Here is a 15,125-nt window from a genome sequence, read left to right on the forward strand (position 1 = left end):
ACTTGCTTTTCCCTACCTAATATCTTGTCAGGATAATTATCCTGTCTTGATGCAGCGCGGTCATGGGGGTTTCCCCCATGACCGCGCTGCATCGCTTAATAAAAATCTCCCGTTTCTCCCGTTTCTCCCCATCTCCCCATCTCCCCATCTCCCCACACCTCCCACCCTCCCCTTAATAGCAGACTTGATATAACTCCCCTTGCTCTGCCTGACCAATGCGGGTGTTCGGTGATCCAGTATGGGTAGTGAGCAATGCGCTAGAGTAGGATAGATAGGGTAATTGAGATTAATTAACGGCGTAAGGAACGCCGACAGAAGGATGAGCTCTTGGCGCGATCGCTTAAATAAATTTGGTGGCAAAACTAGATTTGTAGTTTTTCGTTTGTTTGTACACTTAGCTGGTTCAGAAGTAACACCCTTGTTGGGGGTACTCAATCGTGCGGCACGGGAGGCCGTTGACTCAGACGGGGATTTGAAGGTTTTAGGGGAAGAACTGGTAGCAATTTGTCAAAACCTGCTACAGCTACAGATCTACTGGCAATCCGCAGCGAATGAAGGGGATGTCTTCTGGAAGGAAGGAGAAGCTGGGGACTACGTTAATGAACTGTTTACTGACTCAGCTGGCCGCTATCTGTCTGAACCAGATTTCAGTACACCCTTACCTGACAACGAACCTTTATCCATACCTGTGACCCAAAACGTAATTGTTATGATCACAGTAGCCTACGAAGGGGAAGTTCCTGAACTAGAAACTAACCTAGCTAGTGTTGAGTACCTAGAAGCAGGTCTAAAGGCATTGATTAATCTCCACTATCAGGAAAGTTTGCAAGCTATTCAGGTTCACTTCTCTCCAGCACAGTTGGGTGATGAACTGACTGATGAGCAAATTTTACTTAATTTCCCGGAACTGGTTCCCCTGTAATCAGAATAAAATAGGTTAACAAAATATAGTGTTATAGTTTTCACTATCAGGTGATGGGGTGATGGGGTGATGGGGTGATGGGCAAGACGAACGAAAAATCTTCCCCAAATTGTCTTATTAAAAATTAACTAGCCCATAGCAAAGCGCGATTAGACAATAGTGATTGAAGAGAACAATAGTGATTTAAGAAAACTTTTTTAAGTATATGTTACGTACAATTGCGATTTTTGTTCTATCTCTAACCCTATGTTGGACTACAGTAGGGTGTGGTTCTCCTAACTCAAGCCAATTGCCGCCGAATCGGGGTGGGAATACATCCTTTACTCCGACTCGGTTGAGTGATGGGAAATATCCCGTACAACAGGCAACCTACGATGATGTTAATGGGGTATATACCCTGATGGTACTCAATACTCCTGCGGGTAGTCCACCAGTGTTTCGGAGCAGGGATTTGCAGATGGCACGTCTGACTGATGAGCAGGTTGCTGCTGGGGAAAATACCTATCTGAGTATTGATGACAATCAGCCGGTGATGTACCTAACTCAAGACTTCCGGATTGAATATGTCCACAATGTCACTGAGACTAGACCTAATCCTCAAACTGGTCAACAAGAAACAGTAATCGTGCGTCAGCAATCTAGTTTCTGGGCTCCCTTTGCTGGTGCTTTGGCTGGTCAAGCTATAGGTAGTATGCTATTTCGACCTCAATACTATGTTCCACCAGTTTATCAACCAGGAGGAGTTCTGACTGGTTATGGTGGATATGGTAACAGCTATAGTCAAGCAGTGAACCGATATGAAACACGGTACAAATCACCGCCACCCGTGGTTAAAAATACTCGCTCTTTCCGCACGACTGGTAGCTTAAGAAAATCTCCTGCAGCTAATCAAGCCACTACTCGTAAAGCCTCACCCAACGCTAATCGCTCCACAGGAAGTGGTTTCGGCTCAAGTCAGTTACGCACCTCTAGTCCATCTAGTGCTAAGAAAGCCAAACCAAGAAGCAGTGGTTTTGGCAGCACGAATCGATCGCGTTCTGGCTTTGGTAGTAGTCGTGGTGGTAGTCGTTCCTTCAGACGCCGCCGCTAGTTTAGAAGCGGAAAAAAACAGCTTCTAAATCCTTTAGCTTCATCCGCGAGAAGCCCCACATCTCAATGCTACGCCATGAGTGTTTAAAGTTACCGTAAGGATAGTGGAGCCTTTATGGTTAGTCGGTTATGGGTAAAAGGGTTAAAACTTTTTGATTAAGGCTCCACTATCCTAAGGTTTCGTCTCCAGGGATGAATCGCGGACAGGATTCCTTGGATCAGGGAAACGAGCTATCAAACTCCTAATCAACTCAGATGAGGTCATTCCTCTGCGATTGGCCTCTTGTTCCAGTTGTCTTTTTTCAAAATCGGTAATCCTAATTGTTAATTTTTTGTCTTTCATTATGCCTTGCCATATGACCGTACATATAGTATAATATTACTAGGTCGATAAGCAAGAGGGCAAGTCAAATGATAATCGCGTACCAGTACCGGCTAAAACCGAGGAAAAATCAGCAAGCTAAGATAGATCACTGGCTATCAATGCTATGTGCTCAATACAATTACTTGTTAGCGGATCGATTCAGATGGTACGAAGAAAATCGTTGCTCAATTAATGCTTGCCCTCTTGTCTGTCATCTTCCCGAATTAAGAGACAATCCAGATTATTACTCCCAGAAAAAGACCTTACCAAATCTTAAAAAAACTCATCCCTGGTATAAGGACATTTATTCCCAGGTACTTCAGGATGTAGTTAAAAGAGTCAAATTAGTTTTTGATAGGTTCATCAAAGGGGATAGCAATGGGAAGCGGAGTGGCAGACCCAGATTTAAAAAACAGCACCGCTACCGTACCTTTACTTACCCTCAAATGAAGGAAGGGTGTCTGGAGGGCAATCTGATTAACCTGCCAAAAATAGGCAAGGTCAAGGTTGTACTGCATCGTCCTATTCCTGATGGCTTTAAAATCAAGACAGCTTCGATTACTAAAAAGTGTGATAGGTACTACCTGGTTTTATCTCTCGAAGATAAGACCGTCCCCGAGATTAAACCTGATATCAATCTAGACTCAATAGTTGGTATTGATGTTGGCCTTAAGGAGTTCTTGACTACCTCTGAAGGGGAGACGATCAAGATTCCCCAATATTACCGAAAGACTCAGAAAAGACTGAGGGTTATTCAAAAGAGAATATCTCGACGGAATAAGAGAGGTAGTAACAGGCTTAAAGCTATCAAGCAACTTGGTAAACAACACAAAAAAGTAGCGGATAAGCGAAAAGACTTCCATTTCAAGACCGCTAATTATTTACTATCAAAATATGACGTAGTTGCTCACGAAAAGTTAAATGTAAAGGGACTCGCTAAATCTCGATTGGCTAAATCTGTGTTGGACGCTGGGTGGTCTAGCTTTCTGACAATCTTAACAAGCAAAGCCGAAAATGCTGGCCTGTTGGCGATTCCAGTAAGTGCTCAAAATACTTCACAGAATTGCTCCAATTGCGGCAAAAAAGTCCCTAAAAAGCTGCATGTTCGGTGGCATGATTGTCCCTATTGCGGATGCAGTTTGGATCGCGACCACAATGCTGCGATCAATATACGAAATAGAGCGGCAGGGCAGTCCGTTCTTAAAGCCCAGCGCCTCCTAAGGGATGCCCGGATTGGCTGGGAAGCCTACGCTGAACCCAACGGGTCAGCGTAGGAGCTGTCACAAGCTTCTTATTTTGTTTGACATCCAGATTATTATGTCATTGACTACCATAACCTGACTAGTACAACTGATTTATATAACTGGGGTGCTAGGATTCGAACCTAGGAATGGCGGGACCAAAACCCGCTGCCTTACCGCTTGGCTACACCCCATCGATTGCACTTCTAAGATGATAACAGATCTGAGTGGGAATATGTCAAGTATTTTTTTTGATTATTTTTTCTTTGTTTGGGTGAAAGGGGGATCGGGGGTGATGGTCACCGGAAGGAAGAGAAAGAGATCTTGATTGTCTGACCTCCGCATGTTTTTGTCCCCCCTCTTCCTTTTCAACCTAGATTCAGGCCGGATAAATCCGTAAACGTCGGTTGGGTTCATCGCCAAAGCTAGAAGACTTGAGGCGATAGTGTTCAACTAACTCGTGTTGCATTTTCCGCACCTTGGGCGATCGCGGCAACAATTCTACGGGTTGGCCTTTGGGAATCACAATTTGCTCAACTGCTAAACGGGCTTCTTCTAGAGCCTCGATTTCATCCTCGCTAACGCTTTGGGCAAATAACTCCAAATCAGCAGCATCGGGAATTGTGGGGTCATCCATGTGCAACAGACGCCGTAATGCCCGAGTAATCTGGGGGATGGAGCTAGCTTTGATGGCGTGAATCGGGATCTGACGAGATTTAGCAATGGACTTGAGCTTGGAGTGGCTTTTAACATGCGATCGCAATCCTAAAACCACATCAGCAGTATCCATGTTTTTTGTCAAGGCCACAGGCAAATTTAGGATTTGGATCACTTGCTCGATTTGATGACGACTAATGCCGTAAGGATAGACCTGTAGTGGCAAATCCTCACCATTAGGTCCTAACATCTCCATCCCTTGACCCAAGCGCTCTTGCTGTGACCAAGACTCAGCCAGCAGCTTTTCAAACATGCTATTTTCTCGAGCTGGCTCTGGTTCTTGAAGGGATAGGGGCTTCATCTGTCCAGATGAACGCCAACCTTTTGGTTGGCTAGGAGTCGTTAGGGTAAGGTGACCCCTGGTCCGACCATTTGGCGGAATGGCAACTGGAGCGCTAGGTAATTCTCTGGTAATGGTGACCTTACCATTTTCATCTTCTGTCCTGACTGGAGGATTTGGTTGACGTCCCCTGAGCAAATTATCAACCGTGTCCGCAACACTTTCGTGTACGACCCAACGCTTACGCTCTAGCATTTCTACAGCGATTTCAAAGGTTGGGGGGGCTTTGCGCTCCAAAACGGTTTTCTGAGAGCCTCGCCGTCTGGCTTCGTCATCGCCTAGGGTTACAGCCTGGATACCGCCTACTAAATCCGAAAGAGTGGGATTTTTAATTAAGTTTTCAATCCGATTGCCGTGAGCAGTCCCCACCAGCATCACCCCCCGTTCCGCAATGGTACGAGCTGCCTGAGCTTCTAGTTCTGTGCCAATTTCATCGATAACGATCACCTCTGGCATATGGTTTTCCACCGCCTCAATCATCACCTGATGCTGATGTTCTGGGCTAGCTACCTGCATCCGTCGGGCTCGACCAATAGCTGGGTGGGGAATATCCCCATCTCCAGCAATTTCATTAGAGGTGTCGATAATCACTACCCGTTTGTCTAATTCGTCTGCCAGAACTCGGGCAATTTCCCGTAAAGCAGTTGTTTTGCCTACACCAGGACGCCCCAGCATCAAAATTGACGAACCCGTTTCCACCAAGTCACGAATCATGCCGATGGTACCAAAGACCGCTCGACCCACACGACAGGTTAAGCCAATAATTTCCCCTGGACGGTTCCGAATTGCACTAATGCGGTGCAAGGTGCCCTCAATTCCTGCTCGGTTATCACCGCTAAAGGATCCCACTCGCTCAACACAGTGATTGATTTGTTCGATAGTAACTGGTGTATCACAAAGGTAGTCTGCCCGATCACGAAAACGCACTTCTGGGAAGCGACCGAGATCCATAATCACTTCGATCAAACTGTCCTTTTCAGGATGTTGCTCCAATGATGACCGAATTTCGGCGGGCATTATGTCTAGTAATTTTGGTAGGTCATCTGTAATTTTTTCACAGTTTGAAATCCCCTGAGTTTTGTCCACTGTTTCTTGGTGTTCCTTGGTAGGTATAGTGGCACAATCTAGTTGAAGATTGTCACTTACCTCTGAGGAGTGACCACTAACGGTCATCGCCTCAACCAATTTATTTTCATAAACCACTGGTGATTCTTGATTGAATGACACTTGTTGCTCTGAAAGCTTGTTTAGTGGAAAATTCACCATTTGTTTTGACCAAATAAAGAGATTTCTGCTGTTAACTTTTGCCCTATTTAACTTTCGGTTGTTAGTCAGGTTTTGGACTTAGGTCATGTCTAATTTTACTCCCTAATAATTGAAGGTTTTTATGCTAATTTAATCCAACAGTATTCCTCGATTAAAGTCAAGAACATTAAATACTCTGAGGAATTTTTTTGACTGATTTGAGTTGAGCCACCAGGGCATGGGCAGTTGCCACAGCCTGCCAGAGCAGATCTGGTACATCTTCAAGGTTTCTATAAGAGGGATTAGGCACGAATCCCTGGTGGTGATCAACGTTTTGGTCATAGTTTTGTTCTAACTTTTCTAGAATCGGTGAGAGTAGAACTCGGGCGTAGCTACCGTAAGCCACACCGGCAACGTAGGGTAGATTATTTGGTTGTTCGCCTAGAGTGGCCTTTTGGTCAAGGTTGTTGTAAGAACGTTCAACCGGCAACCTATCAACTTGGGCTAGCTTCAAAAGCCTAGCTGCTCTTAGTTTGCTGACGGTGTGGTTATTGGTACCACCAGCTAACTGTACGTATCCTGGTAATCCAGCAGCGATGACTTTTTGAGCGAGTTTGATAGCAGCATGAGTTGTACCCATGCCTATATCCCCACTCATAGGACGTCCATCAGTTTGCCAGATTAGAGGACAGGGTAAAGGCTGGATGAGTTGGTAGATTTCTTTTAGGTAGTCAATCAAATCTTTACCATCTGGGCAGCTAATGGCTAGGAGTTTGAGTTGAGCGCACCAGGGTGCGATCGCATTCCATAGTCTTTTAAAGTCTGGTAAATTCCCGACTTTGGTGTGAATTTCTATAGCATCAACGCCATTGCTTAGAATCAGGGGTGCGATCGCAAAAGGAGCTGATACGTATGAGCGAGTAGTGATCAGCTGATGGGGGCAAACTGGCAGACAACGACCACAGCCATAGCAGCGTTGGTCGAGCACACCAGAGTAAGCGTCACTGCCATTCTGGAAAGTAATTGCTTGTGCTGGGCAAATCTTTTCACAGGGACGGGGGCAGTCCCCTGGACACAAATCTGAGTCAAATTCGGCTTTTCGGAAATGGGGGTCTTCCCCATCATTCAAGCTCACCATCAGCCATGGTCTGCCACAGAATCCAAACCCTCGCTGTTTGGCTTCATTTCCCATGGTGTTGGCGACTTGTAAGGCATCTTTCGCCGCCGAAATGACCGCCGGGTCAGCTGCCACATCAATACAATCGGCACCGGCGAGGGTGTAAGCCAAGGTTAGGCTTCTAACAGCAGGGAGGTGTTGAAAACTGGCTCCGCAAATGAGCTTGAACCAATCACCCTCCCTTAAGGAATGTAAGGGATAGTAAAGTTCATTCACTCCTATATGCTAAATCTTTAACGCGAAAATGGGGAGACTAATTTTACAATTCGAGTAATGAAAAAGGTTTTTTTTGAGGCGCTTACAAACCTTTCCAGGGGGGGAAATCCCTCAATTGTTTTCCAAAAATGCAGATTTAGGGTAGCTGGTTTTATTCTTACACCAAATGTAGGGGTTGAATTCCTACAGCTGATCTCACTAAAATAATGGTGTCAATTAATTCAAAATTATTTTTATTTCAAAATTGTTTTTATTTCAACCCATCCCACGTGATAATTAGTCGTGGGATGGTTTTGCAGCCATGGTAATTTTGGCGCTTATTGGCTTAATCAATAATCGCGTTAAGCAAGACCTCGGCTAAGGTCATATTCTCCATGTCTTCCAGAGTGACTGTGTCCACGATGTCAAATTGAGCACCAGCCCCTTGAAGGTCATCATCAAGTACTTTCAGAAACCGAGTTGCCATGGCATCATTACCCACTTGGATCAGTGAAATGCCTAGTTCTTCATCCTTGTCTATTAGCCGAGATGCTTCAATGATCACTCGCATTACAGCTTTGCGGTCATCTGGCTCACCATCGGTTATCACCAAGAAGGTTTCCCCATTGGGTTTGGTTTGCCCAGCCGCTTTGCGCTTAAAGTAGTCATCGGTGGCATCCTTTAGCACACCAGCTAGATCGGTGCGACCCATGGGATCATTTTCTTGGAAAATTTGTTCTACTTTATCTGAGGTAACATTATCGTACCGTCTAAAGCGACTAGAAAACAGGTAAACCGTAATCCCATCTGGATCGAGCTGTTCACATTTTCTGGCCACTGCTAAGGTAGACTCTTGGGCAATCTGCCATCGACTTTTGCTCCTATCTTGGTAGTCTGGGCTAGACATACTGCCACTTTTGTCGATGATTAACGTATAGTCACGGTCTTCCACGAGTGAACCTCCCACGAAAAAATTTCCTCCTTACCTTAAACTGCCACGATTTCTTAATCTAGCTTAACTAATATTCCCACAGCTCATCTGGGTGTTTTTGCCCTAAGTTTCTTGGCAGGAGTTCATTTATGCCAAAAATATCTAACTATTATTACAAGCATCCTTCAACTGCAGCACCCTAGACTTGCTCATCATGGTACGTTAAGGTTGATTTATTTTATTGACTATTGTCTCTATATTTCTATTATAAATTAAGATAATAATCTTTGAGATTAATCGTCAACTATTGACAGTTTACTTAGGAGCTGTGTTCCCTGATCACTATCATTTGATATTTGACCAGTCTACTAGTCAAGACTGAGTTTCTTTTAAGGCTTGCAAATAGTCAATTGCTGCCTCCAGTTTGGAGGGATAGGAATCAGAAAATTCTTCAAACCATAAGCCTTCTGCTGAGTTTGGACTTAAGGTTTTTAGCCAATCGGTCGCTTGCTGATTAAGGGCTTCTCGTTCTCTTTGTTTTTCCTGCTGAACTCGTTTTTGTTCAGCTTCGAGTTCCTGCTGTTGTTTGAGAGCGTCTTCTTGGTCTTTTTTCGTAAACTCTGTTCTCATCTCAGCCAGCTCCCGATCCTGAGCAGTAGATACCCAATCAGGTATTTTCGCTGGTGATTCACTAGTTGGTGGATCAGTTAGTGGCAAATCAACTAGTTGTTCCTGAAACAGAGGTTTTTCTTGCGGTTGAACACCAGCATCTTTTTGTTGATACTCAGCTTTCAGTTGAGCTAACAAGTCATCCATTGATTCCATCACTTACGTCTCCTATTACGTTAACTGTTGATGGATATTTTTTAAACAGTTAACTTACAATGCCTCGAACCCTGACGGAATAAATCCGACTAACCTCTCCTATCCATTGCTTGAATCTTTAGTCAATAATAGCATTTATCAAAACTTCAGTGAGAGTCATATCCTCCATCTGATCAATAGTTACGGTATCTACGATATCGAACTTAGCCCCAGCATTTTGCAGCTCATCATCTAATATTTTTAAGAATTTAGTTGCCTGGAGATCCTCCCCGATTTGGATGAAGGAAATTGCTAGTTCTTCATCGACATCAATACGCCGTGATGCTTCTATGATAACCTTCATCACAGCTTTCCGTTCATCAGGCTCGCCATCAGTGACGACTAAGATGGTTTCTCCATTTTCTTTGGTTTGGCCACTAGCCTTACGTTTAAAATAGTCGTTGGTGGCATCAAGTAAAACACCAGCTAAATCCGTGCGTCCCGATGGTTCATTTTCCTGGAATATCTGTAGGACTTTATCTGCGGTTACATTGTCGTAGCGTTTAAAGCGACCAGCAAATACATAAACCGTGATGCCATCTGGATCTAATTCTTCACATTTATTCGCTAAGGCAAGGGTAGACTCCTGCATGATTTGCCAACGGCTTTTGCCAGCCAGTTGATCCCTAATCGACATGCTGCCACTTTTATCGATGATTAAGGTGTAGTCACGTTGTTCGAGCATTGCTAGTCTTACCCACTATCATCCTACACCTCTAGGGTATCAAACTTATCATTTTTGACTAGTCACGGGGTTGGGTATCGAGAAATATCAGTATTTAGCTATCAGTATTTAGCTATCAGTATTTAGCTATCAGTATTCAGCTATCAGTATTCAGCTATCAGTATTTAGCTATCAGTATTTAGCTATCAGCTATCAGTATTCAGCTATCAGCTATCAGCTGATGGGCTAGAAGATCACAGGCTAGAAGCCTGTGCCACGGTACTTTTCTCGCAGGGTACCCGTAGCTCAATCGGTGCTTTTGAATCAAATAAGCTGACCACTGACCGCTGACCGCTGACCGCTGACCGCTGACCACTGACCGCTGACCGCTGATAGCTGACATCATTGATACTGAGGCTAGAAATTGGCTACAGAAACCAGTCCCGGCAAAGTCTCCTTGAGGGGTTGCCAACGGAAATAACGCTCCCCTCCCATCTCTAGGATTACTTTGACTCGTGGTTCTTGCTGGGGCAATGTCGTTAGATAGTCAACTTCTTGACTAGATAGTATATTTCCTTCAAGAATCCACAGCACCAACCCTTTAGAGTTGGGAGATAGGGCTGACAGTTGGTAGTTTACCAAGGGCGGCAGGTAGTAAACATCACCGACTGCAGATGATTTACCCATATTTTTCTTGCCCAGATGAGGAGGGCGAACACCGTGAATTCCAGTTAGATAAGCAGCTGGATCTCCTAGTCCTTTGGCAGTAATGGAAACGGTGATATAGCCAGCAGCCCGCAAACGCCGCTGATAACGACCTTCAAACCCACCTTCTAATGGTGCATAAACTGCCAATGCACCAGACTTTTCTAGTGCCCGGATGAATGACTTGCCGGTGGTGATCAGTGCCATTGCTACCTCTGCTTGTGCCTTAAGTTTTGTGAACTCCTGTCAGCCTCCTATTATAAAGGACTGTTGGCAAATTCCCTCGAAGGTGGTGGAAACACAGCAAGATATCGCGGGTTGGGGCAACAGCATCACAAATCTGACCGCTTTTCAAGAATCAATAACCATGGCGGTATAAAAAAAACGTGATCAGAATTGCTAAATTTAAAAAAACTATCAGAATAAGCAGGTGCACAAAATTAATTACACATTTTTCCAAACTCAAAGCCTTACAATGTAAGGGTTACAGAGATTGGTATTAGGTAATTAATTATGTGTAGGTGCTTAGAACGGGAGTGTGAGAACCCCTACCTTTTAAGGAGGGTATGAAACGCGACACGAACGCGCCCCGCGTCTCCTACGGAGAACGGGTTTTAATCCGTCGTGTCATAATAGAGGCAAGGAGGTGATGCTAATTGTACAAAACAATCCCGATAAAAGCGACATTTACAGACGAAGAAAAAGCTTTTTGGATTTTTCAGTGTGAACAGGCCAATAGCTTAATAAATTGTGCTATTTACTACACCAAACAGAAACACTACAATTGGCTTGAACAACAAAAAGAATCATTCACCACCTACTGGAAAGGTGACGATCTTAGATATGGCTGGAAAACCTACAAATGCAGTACAAAGTACCCGGAACTAGATCAAGCCTTAAAGTTAAATCCACATTACAAAGCAATGGCTGCTCAATCTGCTCAACAGACGCTCTTGACAGTCGGTGAGTCCATTGCTAGTTACAATCAATTGGTGGGTCTATATTACAAAGAAAAAGTCGATAGACCAAAACTTCTTAGATATCGCAAGAAGGGAGGGTTAGCTGCTGTTACATTTCCTCGTCAAGCATTAAGCTATAAAAACGGTTATTTTGCTCCGTCGATCAGTAGAGAAACCAAACCTCACTTAATTACTGAGATTGCGCTAGAACCACCAGGTTTCATAGATCCAGATTGGGTCAAAGAGGTGACAATTCGCCCGTACCTGGGAGAGCTATGGATTGACTGGGTGATTGATGACGGGTTTGAGCCAGTCTCCCACAATCCCAACCTGGATTACTCCCAAGCCTGGAGTTTCGATCACGGTGGAGATAACTGGTTGACTGGTGTTTCGACCCACGGGAAAAGCCTGATAATTGACGGTCGCAAGCTCAAGTCAATGAACCAGGGCCACTGCCGGTTAGTTGCTAAGTACAAAGAAGGTAAGCCCGATTTTTACTGGGATGCCAACCTGGATTCGCCGAAGGCGACGCTACGCGAACGGGTTCAGCGAAAGCGAAACAACCAGATGAGGGATGGAATCAACAAGGCGGCTAGGTTCATTATTAACCGGTGTTTAAATGATCACATTGGAAACCTGATAATTGGTTGGAATGAGGGACAGAAAAATCGTTCGACTATGGGAAAGCGGGGTAATCATAATTTTGTCGTAATCCCCACCAAAAGACTGATTGAGAGATTAAAGCAACTCTGTTTAGAGTATGGCATTAAATTAACAATTACCGAGGAAGCGTACACCAGTAAAGCGTCTTACCTTGACGAGGATCCATTGCCAAAATATGGTGAAAAACCCAACGGATGGAAGCCGTCAGGATGTCGGGTGAAACGCGGTTTATACAAGTCTTCCGAAGGATGGCTGATAAATGCCGATTGTAACGGTGCTGCAAATATCGCCAGAAAAGTAGCTGCACAGTTGGGCCTTGACCTGACCAGGGTAGGTAGGGGAGCTTTGACACTCCCAAACCGGTATGATTTGTTCACTTGCTTGAGTAAATTATACCGGACAAGAAGTGACGAGGTGCGGTTTCAACCCGCCTCGTAACAACCTTGTAGAATCCCCGTATTTTAATGCGGGGAGATGTCAATATCTTTGAGCGCAACAACTAAGTATTAGAAAACATAATTATGGCTCCCAATCCCACCATCATGAAAGCTGTTGAGCAGCTAGACTACCGCGTCACTGTTGGGGATGTTGCTGCCCAAGTGGGTTTAAACATCCATCAAGCCGAGCAAGGTTTACTTGTCCTGGCTTCGGAAGTAGGTGGACATTTACAAGTGGCAGAGTCAGGGGATATTGCTTATCTGTTTCCCAAAAACTTTCGCGCTATTCTCCGCAACAAGTTCTTAAAGCTACGGTTGCAAGCATGGTGGGTGCATATTTGGGGTGTTCTATTTTACCTGATTCGGATTTCCTTCGGGATTTTCCTTCTGCTTTCCATTGTATTGATGATTGTTGCGATCGCATTTATTGTTCTGAGCCTCAAAGCTGGCAGTGACAATGATTCTGACGGAGGAGGCGGAGGAAGTAGTCGTTCTGGTGGTGGCGGCGGTGGAATAGTGTTTTTGCCCCGTTTCTGGATTGGACCGGATCTGTTTTGGTGGTTTAACCCATCTTACTCCCACAGTAATTATCCCTCGAGACGGCGAAATTCCCGTTCTAACCGAGAAGACAGTGAGATGAATTTTTTAGAGGCTGTCTTCTCCTTTCTGTTTGGTGATGGCAATCCCAATAGTGATTTAGAAGAACGTCGCTGGCAAACCATTGGTACTGTGATTCGCAATTCCGGGGGGGCGGTGGCAGCTGAACAGATTGCTCCCTATCTTGATGACCTAGGAGAAAGCTATCAGCGAGAGTCGGAAGACTATATCTTACCCGTGCTAATCCGATTCGACGGACGCCCGGAAGTTAGCCCATCAGGGGATATTGTCTATCACTTCCCTAAATTGCAGACAACTGCTGCCAAACAGAATCAACAACCGGTGCCAGCTTATCTTCGTGCCAAGTTGTGGCAGTTTTCTCAGGCCAGCAGTAACCAGATTATGCTGGCGATTGGGTTAGGGAGTGTAAACTTTGTTTTAGCATTAGTCCTCGGTTCCCTGTTGCAGGGGGGTGAGATTGCTGCACAGCTAGGAGGGTTTGTAGTATTTGTGGAGCTAATTTACCCTCTGCTATTGGCTTATGGCGTAGGATTCTTGACTATACCGTTGCTTCGATATTTCTGGGTTCAGCGGAAAAAGAACCAGATTGAAGCACAGAATCAAGCACGGCAGGAAAATGCGATCGCACTTAATCAGCCGGATGTTGCTTTACAGAACAAGATTGCCTATGCGCAACAGTTTGCCGATCAAAATGTGATTCGGGAAGACAATTTGGTTTATAGCAGTGAGAAGGATTTATTGGATCAGGATATAGAACGGAAAGATCAAATTGATGCCGAGTGGGAACAGCGCTTAGAATTGGGGTCTACTCAGAATCTTGATTAACTAATTAGTAAGCATTTAGCTGTCAGCGGTCAGCGGTCAGCGGTCAGCGGTCAGCTATCAGCTTTGTGGAACAGCCTTCGACGCTTTCACTTGACTCAGATTCAACAAATGGTTACCTGTTTGATTCAAAATCTGACTTCTGACTTCTGACTTCTGACTTCTGACGCTAAGCGTAGCGCTATATCAGTAATGACCGGAAGATGATATGAACCAAGATCAGGGCCAGTTCTCATCTTGATCACCTTAACATCTCGACTGACTAAACAGTGGTCTACAGGAATAGCTAACCAAGGGTTGGCTGGTGAAAATTGTGATAGGGTTGGTAAAATCCCAAACCCAGCACGAGCGTCACGCAATCCCGAACTTTGGATTAAACTTTTATAGTAGGGTGACCACATCGTAACGTTTAAATCACCAATTAGCACCACTGGTTTTTCAATTTGTTTTATATAATCTCCAATCTCTTCTTCTAAATCTTGATTGCGCCACTGCCAACCTTGCTCTCCCAAATCCCCTTGCTTCCCAAAATAAAATTGTGGATAGGCGTGAGTAACAATTACTGAAGCCTCTGCGCCAGCAATCCTTAAATCTAATTTGACCAAACCACGAGATTTACCGTATTCCAGAATTTCTGATTCTTGTAATGGTAAACGACTGTATACTTCCATCTGAAGTTCTGGAATACTGATAGTATAGGGTAAAACCTCTCTTAACTCTTCTAATTGTTCAGGCCAAGGGTCTTTGGCTTCTAAAAAAGCGGCAATGGTGGGCTTTTCTTCTTTGACCAAGGCCATAGCATCATCATATCGCTTATTGGAAAACGAGACATTGAACAGAAACAGACGCATGGGTTCACCGGAAGCCCCAAAGCTGATTTTAGGGATATACCAAGGAAGGATTTCTGTCAAGTTAATCATTAAGCAAAATAACGTGACTATCACCCAAACTTTGCGGCGAGTTAGGGCAAAATAAATTAATGGTAATACCCCTAATACTAGATATTGATGTTTAAAATTAGTTGTGAATTCTAAGTATACGTTATCTCTAAAAAAATAGCTAGTTACAGAGAGTAATGTGACAACAATAGTTAAGATAATGAATAACGATAAAATCCAGTTGTTTAATATCTTAACCAATGGATTAGAAGTTGAGTTAGTCATAAAGTAGAT

General features: G+C 44.3%; 14 protein-coding genes and 1 tRNA gene. 5 read left to right on the plus strand and 10 right to left on the minus strand.

Annotation, left to right across the window (positions count from 1 at the left end):
* Positions 1 to 16: 16 nt before the first annotated feature.
* Positions 17 to 148, minus strand: coding sequence for a hypothetical protein (locus BJP34_RS49165; protein ID WP_267876323.1), 132 nt, complete (start codon positions 146 to 148; stop codon positions 17 to 19).
* A gap of 171 nt (positions 149 to 319) precedes the next feature.
* Here BJP34_RS49165 and BJP34_RS20110 point away from each other — a divergent pair, with 171 nt between their 5' ends.
* Together BJP34_RS20110 and BJP34_RS20115 are read left to right on the plus strand one after the other, a co-directional pair.
* The gene (locus BJP34_RS20110) at positions 320 to 922 is read left to right on the plus strand and encodes a DUF1517 domain-containing protein (protein WP_070393881.1); all 603 of its coding nucleotides are present in this window, start codon (positions 320 to 322) and stop codon (positions 920 to 922) included.
* A 205-nt stretch (positions 923 to 1,127) separates the two neighbouring features.
* The gene (locus BJP34_RS20115; protein WP_070393882.1) at positions 1,128 to 2,012 is read left to right on the plus strand and encodes a hypothetical protein; all 885 of its coding nucleotides are present in this window, start codon (positions 1,128 to 1,130) and stop codon (positions 2,010 to 2,012) included.
* 171 nt (positions 2,013 to 2,183) lie between these two features.
* Here the strand turns inward: BJP34_RS20115 and BJP34_RS20120 are convergent, their stop codons facing one another.
* Positions 2,184 to 2,354 (minus strand): CopG family transcriptional regulator, encoded by a 171-nt coding sequence (locus BJP34_RS20120; RefSeq protein ID WP_070393883.1) that lies wholly within the window; start codon positions 2,352 to 2,354, stop codon positions 2,184 to 2,186.
* Between the two features lie 68 nt (positions 2,355 to 2,422).
* On the opposite strand from BJP34_RS20120, the gene BJP34_RS20125 reads away from it, so the two are divergent.
* Positions 2,423 to 3,649 (plus strand): RNA-guided endonuclease InsQ/TnpB family protein, encoded by a 1,227-nt coding sequence (locus tag BJP34_RS20125; protein WP_070393884.1) that lies wholly within the window; start codon positions 2,423 to 2,425, stop codon positions 3,647 to 3,649.
* 89 nt (positions 3,650 to 3,738) lie between these two features.
* On the opposite strand, the gene BJP34_RS20130 is transcribed toward BJP34_RS20125, so the two are convergent.
* From BJP34_RS20130 to BJP34_RS20160, 7 genes are all read right to left on the minus strand, one after another.
* A tRNA-Gln gene (locus tag BJP34_RS20130) sits at positions 3,739 to 3,810 on the minus strand.
* A gap of 185 nt (positions 3,811 to 3,995) precedes the next feature.
* Entirely contained in the window at positions 3,996 to 5,690 is a 1,695-nt protein-coding gene (locus BJP34_RS20135) for a R3H domain-containing nucleic acid-binding protein (protein WP_070396777.1), read from the minus strand.
* A 415-nt stretch (positions 5,691 to 6,105) separates the two neighbouring features.
* A complete protein-coding gene (ldpA, locus tag BJP34_RS20140) occupies positions 6,106 to 7,311 on the minus strand; it encodes a circadian clock protein LdpA (RefSeq protein ID WP_070393885.1) in 1,206 nt (401 codons plus the stop codon).
* A gap of 325 nt (positions 7,312 to 7,636) precedes the next feature.
* Entirely contained in the window at positions 7,637 to 8,257 is a 621-nt protein-coding gene (locus BJP34_RS20145) for a vWA domain-containing protein (protein WP_083305269.1), read from the minus strand.
* 336 nt (positions 8,258 to 8,593) lie between these two features.
* Positions 8,594 to 9,046, minus strand: a complete 453-nt coding sequence (locus tag BJP34_RS20150) for a salt stress protein, Slr1339 family (protein ID WP_070393886.1) — start codon at positions 9,044 to 9,046, stop codon at positions 8,594 to 8,596.
* Positions 9,047 to 9,164: 118 nt separating this feature from the next.
* The gene (locus BJP34_RS20155) at positions 9,165 to 9,770 is read right to left on the minus strand and encodes a vWA domain-containing protein (protein ID WP_070393887.1); all 606 of its coding nucleotides are present in this window, start codon (positions 9,768 to 9,770) and stop codon (positions 9,165 to 9,167) included.
* A 396-nt stretch (positions 9,771 to 10,166) separates the two neighbouring features.
* Positions 10,167 to 10,661, minus strand: a complete 495-nt coding sequence (locus BJP34_RS20160) for an NAD(P)H-quinone oxidoreductase subunit N (protein ID WP_070393888.1) — start codon at positions 10,659 to 10,661, stop codon at positions 10,167 to 10,169.
* Positions 10,662 to 11,110: 449 nt separating this feature from the next.
* On the opposite strand from BJP34_RS20160, the gene BJP34_RS20170 reads away from it, so the two are divergent.
* Both BJP34_RS20170 and BJP34_RS20175 read left to right on the plus strand, forming a co-directional pair.
* A complete protein-coding gene (locus tag BJP34_RS20170; protein WP_070393890.1) occupies positions 11,111 to 12,514 on the plus strand; it encodes an RNA-guided endonuclease InsQ/TnpB family protein in 1,404 nt (467 codons plus the stop codon).
* Between the two features lie 83 nt (positions 12,515 to 12,597).
* Complete coding sequence (locus BJP34_RS20175) at positions 12,598 to 13,956, plus strand: hypothetical protein (RefSeq protein ID WP_070393891.1); 1,359 nt, start codon at positions 12,598 to 12,600, stop codon at positions 13,954 to 13,956.
* 125 nt (positions 13,957 to 14,081) lie between these two features.
* Here the strand turns inward: BJP34_RS20175 and BJP34_RS20180 are convergent, their stop codons facing one another.
* Complete coding sequence (locus BJP34_RS20180) at positions 14,082 to 15,116, minus strand: endonuclease/exonuclease/phosphatase family protein (RefSeq protein ID WP_070393892.1); 1,035 nt, start codon at positions 15,114 to 15,116, stop codon at positions 14,082 to 14,084.
* Positions 15,117 to 15,125: the final 9 nt, after the last annotated feature.

Source organism: Moorena producens PAL-8-15-08-1 (genome assembly GCF_001767235.1).
Lineage (GTDB): Bacteria > Cyanobacteriota > Cyanobacteriia > Cyanobacteriales > Coleofasciculaceae > Moorena > Moorena producens_A.

Bases quoted from the DNA above. Each gene is read 5' to 3' on its own strand.
- BJP34_RS20135 (WP_070396777.1), bottom strand. From the start codon at position 5,690: ATGCCCGCCGAAATTCGGTCATCATTGGAGCAACATCCTGAAAAGGAC.
- BJP34_RS49165 (WP_267876323.1), bottom strand. From the start codon at position 148: ATGGGGAGATGGGGAGATGGGGAGAAACGGGAGAAACGGGAGATTTTT.
- BJP34_RS20120 (WP_070393883.1), bottom strand. From the start codon at position 2,354: ATGAAAGACAAAAAATTAACAATTAGGATTACCGATTTTGAAAAAAGA.
- BJP34_RS20150 (WP_070393886.1), bottom strand. From the start codon at position 9,046: ATGGAATCAATGGATGACTTGTTAGCTCAACTGAAAGCTGAGTATCAA.
- BJP34_RS20115 (WP_070393882.1), top strand. From the start codon at position 1,128: ATGTTACGTACAATTGCGATTTTTGTTCTATCTCTAACCCTATGTTGG.
- BJP34_RS20175 (WP_070393891.1), top strand. From the start codon at position 12,598: ATGGCTCCCAATCCCACCATCATGAAAGCTGTTGAGCAGCTAGACTAC.
- BJP34_RS20110 (WP_070393881.1), top strand. From the start codon at position 320: ATGAGCTCTTGGCGCGATCGCTTAAATAAATTTGGTGGCAAAACTAGA.
- BJP34_RS20155 (WP_070393887.1), bottom strand. From the start codon at position 9,770: ATGCTCGAACAACGTGACTACACCTTAATCATCGATAAAAGTGGCAGC.
- BJP34_RS20125 (WP_070393884.1), top strand. From the start codon at position 2,423: ATGATAATCGCGTACCAGTACCGGCTAAAACCGAGGAAAAATCAGCAA.
- BJP34_RS20160 (WP_070393888.1), bottom strand. From the start codon at position 10,661: ATGGCACTGATCACCACCGGCAAGTCATTCATCCGGGCACTAGAAAAG.
- BJP34_RS20180 (WP_070393892.1), bottom strand. From the start codon at position 15,116: ATGACTAACTCAACTTCTAATCCATTGGTTAAGATATTAAACAACTGG.